This window comes from Oligoflexia bacterium (assembly GCA_035326705.1).
Lineage (GTDB): Bacteria > Bdellovibrionota_G > JALEGL01 > JALEGL01 > JALEGL01 > JALEGL01.
On sequence record DAOLES010000004.1, the window covers coordinates 114,187 to 123,207 of the forward strand.

Sequence of the window (9,021 nt, forward strand, 5' to 3'; positions counted from 1 at the left end):
ATTATTTTTTCTTTTTTAGTTTAAGCATTTTTAGCAGTTGATGCCAATGCGCCAAGGATAAAACTTTTTTTCCAAACCGATGGTGCAAATAATAGGTGTTGATAGATGTTAAACTTTTCTCTAGTTCAGGGTGTTTTTGTAATACCCGTTCTTTAAATTCATCAACGGTTTCACTGGGGTATTTTTTAAAGCCTAAAGAACGCAATTTTTTTAAGACCAGATTGTATGGCGAGGACTGCTGTCTAAACCTTGATACAATGACAGCCAATAAAATAAACAGTAAAACAGCTACCAAGATGAATAAAAAGACAATAGGGTTAAAGACTTGACCAGAATTGTCTTTGGCATTGTTTTTTATTTTTTGATCTTTGTTTGGTTTTTGTTTTAAAGCCGCAAAAGCTTGGCTGAATTTTTCAGAAAAAGATTTAAGTCCAGCCAATTGTTTTTTAAGATTGTAGTCAACAACATAGCGTTGCCAGCGTAATTTTAAATAGTCTGAAAATTGTAACAAAGGTTTGATAAAGTTGTCTGGTAATTTAAAAGAGGTGTTGGCTGGGGTTGGATCAAAGCGCAACCAGCCAAAATCAGGAAAATAAACTTCCACCCAAGAGTGGGCATCGGATTGGCGGACAGAAACGTAGTTTCCATAAGGATTGTATTCACCCCCTCTAAAGCCCATAACCTGCCTGGCAGGAATACCAATATGCCGGAGCATAACAATCATGGCCGTAGAAAAATACTCGCAATGGCCAGCTTTGGTGTTTAAAAAAAAGTTGTCCAAGGGATTTTTTTGACCCACGTCTTGTATGTTAAGGGTATAGCGGTACTGTTTTTTTAAAAATTCTTGTGCCATATAAGCTTTGATAAAAGGAGAAACATTGGGATAAGCTATGGTGTTTAGATAATCTGTTAATGGCTCAGAGAGTTCTGGCAATTGTAAGTAAAGATCTTTAATATGTTCTGGATAGTCTTGATTAAAGTTTTCTTGCAAGCGAGTAATGCTGGGCATGTTGATTGATGAAACAGCCGTGTATTGTAAATCAGATTGATAGCGCGCACTGGTGTGCATTTCATAACTGTCTGATTCAGGATAATAACGAATCATAAAGGTTCTACGTAAAAACCGCTCAAGAAAAGACCTGTCCCAAGTAGCCTCAACAAAATGATCAGCCAAAAAAAGCAAGGGAGTATCCAAAGATTCCAAACTAACCGTATATTTCATGTAATCAGGTTTTTTACTGGGTAAAGTTCTGTTTGAAAAAACTTCAGTGTTGTCCAGATCCATGCGCACCACTTTAAATTTATTGCGGGATGAGCGCCAGGTTTTGCCGTCAAATTGATCTGCACTGTTGGCTCGCCAATAAGTAAGCGCCAGTTCTTTTTTACTGAGCTTTTTATTGTGAATCTCAACTCTAAACGCTATCTCAGAGCTGCCCTGAATATTACCCAAGGTGCCCAAATCTACTTCTTTAGAGAAACCCGCAACATCTTTGGGTTTTGCGGCTCTACGCAAAAAGTTTTTAAAAGAAACCCTGGGGATAGAAAAAAATACAATAAAGGTGAACAATAAAATAAGACTGCAAAGGGCTGCACTGGAAGCAAAAAAACGTCTACGCACAACATCCTTTGAATTAAGCAAATGGCGCAAAGTTTTGTTTTGGCTTTTGTTTTGGTCTTGATTAAGGTTCTCAACTTGGGTTTTAAGATTGAATAAAGTTAAAGTCCAAGTGGCAAAAAACAGATAAATGAAAAAAGGAATAGCAAAACTGATGCTCTCAGAAAGCACTGTAGAAGAAAGAAGTTGTAAAAAACTTAAGGCATAAATTTGCAGCCAGTCTCTGCTGCTTTTTACAGATAAGAGTTTAATGATTTGCAAAACAATAACAAAACGAATGGCATTACCCACAATATCAAAAGACATGAAAAAGATATCGTATAAACTGAACAGCAAAAGACCAAGAATACTAATGTTAACTAAAACTACAGGAATTCTTAATTTATTATCAATAAAGTTACTAAACTTAATGTAAAGTAAAGTGATCAGTAGGCCTGCAATTGCATAGAGGGTATAGGCGCCACTGATAGCAATGGCTGAAAAACCAATGGCCACCAAGGTGCATGAGAATAAATGCAAATAATTAGAGAACCTCATGCCAAGGCTCCTAAAGTATCAGCGGCAATAACATGTAGATTATCAAAACTAGAAAAAACCAGTTTATTGAGATTGGTGACAACAATAGAGGTTTGTTTGTTTTTAAGATGGCTAAAGTTAAAGTTATCAATAGAATCTTCTTCATGTTCATACAGAGCTAAAGATTTTAAAATGGCATCAATACCATGGCTGGAACGCATTTTAGGAGTGTTATTTATTTTAACAAAACAGGGGATATGATTCTGTTTTAATTCTAACAATAAGCTGCAGACATAAGATAAAGCCAGTTCCACCAAAGCATGATTTTCAAGGTTAGAATGGGCTTGGTTTTTTTGCAATATAAGGTGGATGCCCACATCTTTACTTTCCTCTGTTTCAAACTCTTTAACCCTTAAAGACATTGTTTTTGCAGAAGACTTCCAGTGAATGTTTTTGTAATGGTCTCCTTGAACATATTCCCTTAAGCCAGCGGGGTTACCGGAAACATTCTTTCTTTGACTAACCAATGTGCCTATAAGATTCTGATTAAAATGTAGCAACTGTTGGCTTTCAAGTTTTTTTGGAAAAACTAAAACGGAGGCATCGGTTTCAATTTGGATGTATTTTTTAAGAAAACCAAATGGAAAGTAAGTTTCAAGATTAAAATCTGGGAATTGACAAAAACCCCTTTTGCTAAAAGAAAAATTTGCAAAGCTCTGAACTTGTTCTTGCGGTAAAATTTTTAAAACAAATGATTTTTGTACGTCATGCAGATCAACGTTTTCAAAGTCTAGATTATGAGCACTGGCAATAGGGGCTAAGTTAACTGCATACGAAGAAAAACGAGTTTTCTGATTCAATAAAGCCACCGGTGCATGAGAAATTTCTTGCGCAAAAAATCTCGGCTGATTTAAAAAGACCAGTTTTACTTTGTAAAGGGTAGCGTTGGATAAAACCCCAGAAAGAACAATAAAACTGAGCATCATTGAAAAAGTTAAATACAATAAATTATTGCCGGTATTCATGCTGGCAATGCCAACGCCAATAGAGGTTGCAATAAAAGTATAACCTAAAAATGTAAGTTTAATTTTAAACTTTGGGTATTTTGCTTTGGCTTTTTTGGTGGGGTTAAACATTAAGCATGTATCAGTTTATAACATTTATAAAGGCACCATCAATTGATCTAAAATATCAATGACGGCATCTTTTTGCATTTTATTGTAATCACCATGATCTATGTTTTTAGTTTGGTGGGCAGACAAGGTAATTCTATGCGATAAAACATGTGGAGCCAAGACTTTGATATCATCTGGACTAACAAAATCTTTACCATTGATAAAAGCCAGTGCTTGTGAGGCTCTATATAAAGCAACCGTGCCTCTGGGGCTTACGCCTAAGCTAATCAATGTTGACTCTCTGGTTTTGCGGATAATATCTACAATGTATTGTTGTAAAGATGGATCAATATGAACACGGCTTACGGCTTTTTGCAAATCAACAATATGGTCTGTGTTGCAAACAGGGGAGATTTTTTTTCTTTCAAAGCGTTCACTCAAAGATTGGACAATGCCCAGTTCTTCTTTGGCTTCAGGATAACCAATGTTAATCTTAAATAAAAAACGATCCAATTGTGATTCAGGCAAAGGATAAGTACCAAATTGTTCCATAGGGTTCTGGGTGGCAATCACCATAAAAGGTTTATTGAGAGTATGCGTTTCTCTATCAACCGTGACTTGACCTTCTTGCATGGCTTCTAATAAAGCTGACTGGGTTTTAGGAGTGGTGCGGTTGATTTCATCAGCCAGAACAATGTTAGAAAAAATAGGTCCAGGGTGAAATTCAAAGTGGTGTAACTCAGAGTTAAAAATAGGAACACCGATGATATCAGACGGTAATAGATCACTGGTAAATTGAATGCGTTGAAAACTGCCTTCAATGGATTGTGCTAAAGCAGAAGCAATGGTGGTTTTCCCAACACCAGGTACATCTTCAATAAGAACATGGCCTCTGGCAAGTAGGGCACACAATAACATGTCAATGACATTATCTTTGCCTACAATGTGTTGATGAATTGATTTTCTTAATAATTGAATGATGGTTTGTTCTGACACAGCTAGAAACTATACGGCATTTTTTAAGCAATTAAAAGATACATACATAATTTGTCTGCTTTTTTGCAAAGTTGCTGCAGATCATCTAATATTTTTTTACATAAAAATAACTTCACATCAACTTACCAAACATTGGGATATGAAAGTGAGTAAAATAAAATTCATCTATTTGAAATAATGAATGAACAAAGAGTTTAATGCAAGCCTATGAATTTACTTATAATTGTCTATAGCTTTTGCCATTTTTCTTTTGTTTGCGTACAATAGATCAATAAGCCCAATTTTTAGAGAAGGAATACAATATATGAGACAAACACGGTTTTTATGGTTTAGTCTGCTCGTTTTTTTGCTCAACTGTGCCAGCGAAAAAGCAGAACTAAAAGAAGAGGTGCGATTTTTACTGGATGCGCGTGAGTACAGTCAAGCCATTGAAAAAGCACGGCAAGCCGTTGAAAAGGATGTCAACGATGAAGAGGCTAAGTTTTTATTAGGCTCAGCATTGTTAGGAGATGCTGCCTTGTCAGGGGCAAACAATTGTCCAGAGGGTGATCAAGGGATTTTGGGTTTATTGGCCTGTTTAGCAGATCCTTTAGATCCCAGTGAAAATGACTTGAGCAGCTTTTTAAGAATAGCCCCTGATTTAGAGCGTTTATCCAACTTAGAAGAAGCAACTGATATTTTTAAAGTTTTGGATGCCAATGCTTTATCTGATGCAGATAGAGACAACGTTTTTATTCGTTTATACGCTTCTCGCTTATTTGAGTTGGGCGGTGCCTTGACCAGAGTGGGCTTAAAAACAGCCAACGATGCATGCAATCACTGTATAAATTTAACTCCAGGCTGTGTGGGAAGCATGAAAGATGAAGTGCCAGATGGCTTTGATGCCGATGCTTTAACACCAGAGCAAGAAACACGATTTAGAGAGAACTTGACTGAGGTCAATGAAGTTGGGGGAGACTTGGGTTTAAGCCAAGATTTTTCATTGATTTTGCGTGCAGACCAAATTGCTATGGATTTGGGTATTGATCCTATTCCTACTTTCTTTGATTCAACCTTTAACAGCGCTACTCAAGCCACATGTGACGAACCTCTCTAGGAGCAAAATGATGATAAAAAATAATAAAAAGCAAAACCGTGCTTATTTGTACCTTTGTCTTGGCTTGTTAAGCTTGGGTTTAAGTTTAGGAACAGCATATGCTAGTCCAAGTTTTGATACGCCTTCTCCCAGTTTGTACCGGCAAGTCAGAAACTTAGGGATGGGTAATGTGGGTGTTGCCTTAAAAGGTACGCATGCCTCATCTCCTTTTTATAACCCTGCCGGGCTTAATGATCTTAAAAAAGGTGAGCTAAGAATTTTAAACTTAACCGGAGAGATTTCTAAAGATGCTTTTAGTTTGATTACGGATGTAAAAGATTTGGTCAATGATCTAGAAGATGCTTCCGATCAGAACGGTGATCGTTTTAGGGTCTTAGATGATTTTATTGCTAAAAACAATGGTAAGTTTAGACACTTGCGTTTAACGACAGAAATTGTGGGTTATGCCCGCAAAAACTTTGCCATAGGTTTATTGGCTGAGGAAAACTTTGATTTTACCGTGCGTGAACCCGCTGTTCCAGAGTTTCATGTAAGATCAACCACAGACTTGGTAGCTTATGTATCTGGGGCAAAAGCATTTTTTGAAGATGCATTGCAAGTTGGGGTAACTTTAAAGCCCACGGTTCGTTTGGCCATGGATGAAGCAGATGAAATCATTGATTATGCAGATACGCAAAATGATGCCAATGGAAAATTAAAGTTGGAAAGCCAATTAGAGAACATTTGGGAAAAACAACGTTTTGGTCTGGGAGCGGATGTTGGTTTAAAAAGTAATTTAGCTTTTGGCAGTTTAAAAGAAGCAAACTGGCGTAAAAAGCTACAGCCTATGGTGGGTTTAACTTGGCAAGATATTGGAAGCCCAAGTTTTGATTCAGCGCCTGGTAACGAAGAGTCTTTGAGTGCAGGTATTGCCATTCATCCGAGTTTTGCAAAAATTGAAAATGCCATTGCTTTGGACTTAAGAAACCTTAATCAAGACACACCGTTTATTTCTAAATTGCATTTAGGCTGGGAAACCAAATTACCTGCGATTTTAGCAGTGCGCGCAGGGTTGTCTCAAGGCTATATGACTGCAGGTGCTACCGTTGACTTATGGGTGGCCAAACTCAGTGCTGCGATATACTCTGAAGAAGTGGGTGTCCATACCCGTCAAGAAGGCAATACCCGTTACGTTGTGCAACTGGGTTTTGGGATATAGTTTTTATTAAGGGGGATTTTCTCCCCCTTCTCAGCTAAAAACCACGCTTTTTGACTGATTCAAAGCCAAGCAGGGTGAGGTGTGGTCTAAAACCTCTTTTATTTTGTATTGTAAGATCTTAAAAGCCTTAAAAACTAAAAATAGGATTTATTTTTGTCCCGTGCAGACAGTGCATATACGCTACCCGCAAGGATTTTTGGTCAAATCAGCAACGCAATAGAAAATTGTTTTTTTGGAACCTTGGTGTTATGGTCCCGCGATGATGAAAAAGATTGGGTTTGCTTTAAGTTTGGTTTTATTGTTTATGATGGGTTCAGCTTATGCTCAGGACTATGTAGACCGTAAAGGTTTCTTTCTTGGCTTTTCTCTTGGAGGGGGAAGTTTAAATATAGATGGCGGTGATTATAAAGAAGGCGCGTTTCTTGGAGGCATTAGAATAGGAGGCGGCATCAGTGAAAATATTTTATTGATGGCTGAAACCAACAATGCCATTACAGATGAAGATGGCGTAACAGTGACGCATGGTTCACTTAATTTTGCTGCTCAATTCTTTTTAAATGGTAATTTTTATCTTCGTCCAGGAATTGGCTTTGCGTCTTTGCAAATTGATGGTGATGACGGTACGTTTTCATTTTCTGCAACATCAGATGCAGGCTTTAATGCCTGTTTGAGCGCTGGATATGAATTTCGTTTAGGCAAACGTTTTGCCCTTTCACCTGAAGCAACCTTTAGTTACTCTAGTATTGAAGGCAGCGATGTCACCCATTATGGACTTAAAGCTGCTTTCCAATGGTATTTTTAAGACCTAGCAAAAATACAATGCATTGCCAGAGCCAGGGGAATCCCTGGCTTTTTTGTTTTTACTCAACAATTTATTATACAGCAATTGACTTGATATTTTTGGGATACCTTAAACAGATTTTTGATAGCAAAAAGAATGATTTTTAAACAAAAAATATTTCTATTATCAAGAACTTAGAGTTTAAATTCATTAAAAAATAGTGTAAGTGGCATGCCATGAGTATGGAAAGCAATCAAATTGATGTGATTATACAACGCTATGCCAGTGAAGACATGGCCACCATTTTTTCTAGGCAAAGAAGGGTTGAGCTTTGGCGTGAGCTGTGGATTGCCTTGGCAGAAGGCGAAAAAAAATTAGGCTTGCCCATCAGCAAAGGTCAGATAGATGAGCTAAAAAAGTTTAAAAGTAAAATCAATTGGAAAGTGGCTGAGAAGTTTGAAGGCGAGTTACGACATGATGTGATGGCGCATGTTAAAGCTTATGGTAAACAATGCCCAAAAGCAGCGGGTATCATTCATTTGGGTTCAACCAGTGCCTATGTCACCGACAATGCGGATTTGATTATGATGAAACAAGGGCTTGAGCTTTTGGAGAAAAAGCTGGTGGCCGTCATTGATAAATTGGCAACCTTTGCAGAAAAAGAAAAAGAGACTGCTACCGTAGCATTTACCCATTTTCAACCCGCACAACCAACAACAGTGGGTAAAAGAGCGTGTTTGTGGGCACAAAATTTTGTTTTAGATTTTGAGCGTTTGATTTTTGAATTAGAGCATATGCGTTTTCATGGCGTTAAAGGCGCAACAGGCACACAAGATAGCTTTTTAAAACTGTTTGATGGCGATGCAGATAAAGCTTTGGCTTTAGATGATTTTGTCATGGAAAAAATGGGTTTCAAGCAAGGATTTTGGGTCACAGGTCAGACTTATCCAAGAAAGGCAGATACGCAAGTGGTCACATTATTGGCCAATATCTGTGAATCTGCAGCCAAATTTGCCAATGATATGCGTCTACTGCAAGCCTTACATGAGATAGAAGAACCTATGAAAAGTTCACAAATAGGCTCTTCTGCTATGCCATACAAGCAAAATCCAATGCGCAGTGAAAGAATTTGTTCATTGGCCAGGTATGTTATTAATTTGGTGGGCAATTGCTATGACACGGCAGCAACACAGTGGTTTGAAAGAACCTTGGATGATAGTGCCAACCGTAGGGTGGTGCTCCCACAAGCTTTTTTGATTTGTGATGCCGTTTTGGATTTGGTTCTTAACATTACCAGTGGTATGAAAGTCAACAAAGGCGTCATTGATAACAATCTCAACCAAGAACTGCCATTTTTACAAACCGAAGAAATTTTGATGGCTGCGGTTAAAGAAGGTGGCGATAGGCAAGAATTGCATGAGGTGATTAGGGTGCATTCTAAAGATGCTGTAAAAAATGTACGTGAAAAAGGTGAGAGCAATGATTTATTGGCTCGCTTGCGAGATGACCCAGCCTTTGCCAAAGTGCCGCCCAAACTTTTGGTCAGAACAGATCCGATACGTTTGGTGGGTTTGTCGCCACAGCAGGTGGATATGTTTATCAAGAAACAGGTTGCGCCATTGCGTAAAAAATATAAAAGTAGCTTGAATATGAAAGCAAAGATAAGAGTGTAAATAAACATACTGAAACACGAGATAATTTTAT

General features: G+C 37.8%; 7 protein-coding genes. 4 read left to right on the plus strand and 3 right to left on the minus strand.

Annotated features, from left to right (window positions below; all coding sequences use genetic code 11):
• Position 1 precedes the first annotated feature (1 nt).
• The 3 genes from PKC21_07110 to PKC21_07120 are packed head-to-tail and all read right to left on the minus strand — an operon-like array spanning position 2 to position 4,242.
• On the minus strand, positions 2-2,152 hold the full coding sequence (locus tag PKC21_07110) for a DUF3488 and transglutaminase-like domain-containing protein (protein ID HMR25106.1): 2,151 nt from the start codon (positions 2,150-2,152) through the stop codon (positions 2-4).
• Complete coding sequence (locus tag PKC21_07115) at positions 2,149-3,267, minus strand: DUF58 domain-containing protein (GenBank protein HMR25107.1); 1,119 nt, start codon at positions 3,265-3,267, stop codon at positions 2,149-2,151. The genes PKC21_07110 and PKC21_07115 overlap by 4 nt, the downstream gene beginning before the upstream one ends.
• 24 nt (positions 3,268-3,291) lie before the next feature.
• Positions 3,292-4,242 carry a MoxR family ATPase gene (locus tag PKC21_07120; protein HMR25108.1) on the minus strand — a complete coding sequence of 317 codons (951 nt, stop codon included), beginning with the start codon at positions 4,240-4,242 and terminating at the stop codon, positions 3,292-3,294.
• A gap of 304 nt (positions 4,243-4,546) precedes the next feature.
• Here PKC21_07120 and PKC21_07125 point away from each other — a divergent pair, with 304 nt between their 5' ends.
• From PKC21_07125 to purB, 4 genes are all read left to right on the plus strand, one after another.
• Positions 4,547-5,338, plus strand: coding sequence for a hypothetical protein (locus PKC21_07125; protein HMR25109.1), 792 nt, complete (start codon positions 4,547-4,549; stop codon positions 5,336-5,338).
• A 7-nt stretch (positions 5,339-5,345) separates the two neighbouring features.
• Positions 5,346-6,536: a hypothetical protein gene (locus PKC21_07130; protein ID HMR25110.1), complete on the plus strand. Its 1,191-nt coding sequence runs from the start codon at positions 5,346-5,348 to the stop codon at positions 6,534-6,536.
• A gap of 259 nt (positions 6,537-6,795) precedes the next feature.
• Complete coding sequence (locus PKC21_07135; protein HMR25111.1) at positions 6,796-7,338, plus strand: outer membrane beta-barrel protein; 543 nt, start codon at positions 6,796-6,798, stop codon at positions 7,336-7,338.
• 221 nt (positions 7,339-7,559) lie between these two features.
• Positions 7,560-8,990: an adenylosuccinate lyase gene (gene purB / locus PKC21_07140; GenBank protein ID HMR25112.1), complete on the plus strand. Its 1,431-nt coding sequence runs from the start codon at positions 7,560-7,562 to the stop codon at positions 8,988-8,990.
• Positions 8,991-9,021 lie beyond the last annotated feature (31 nt).

Coding starts and splice junctions, on each gene's coding strand:
- PKC21_07115 (HMR25107.1), bottom strand. CDS start 3,267: ATGTTTAACCCCACCAAAAAAGCCAAAGCAAAATACCCAAAGTTTAAA.
- PKC21_07125 (HMR25109.1), top strand. CDS start 4,547: ATGAGACAAACACGGTTTTTATGGTTTAGTCTGCTCGTTTTTTTGCTC.
- PKC21_07110 (HMR25106.1), bottom strand. CDS start 2,152: ATGAGGTTCTCTAATTATTTGCATTTATTCTCATGCACCTTGGTGGCC.
- PKC21_07135 (HMR25111.1), top strand. CDS start 6,796: ATGATGAAAAAGATTGGGTTTGCTTTAAGTTTGGTTTTATTGTTTATG.
- PKC21_07130 (HMR25110.1), top strand. CDS start 5,346: ATGATGATAAAAAATAATAAAAAGCAAAACCGTGCTTATTTGTACCTT.
- purB (HMR25112.1), top strand. CDS start 7,560: ATGGAAAGCAATCAAATTGATGTGATTATACAACGCTATGCCAGTGAA.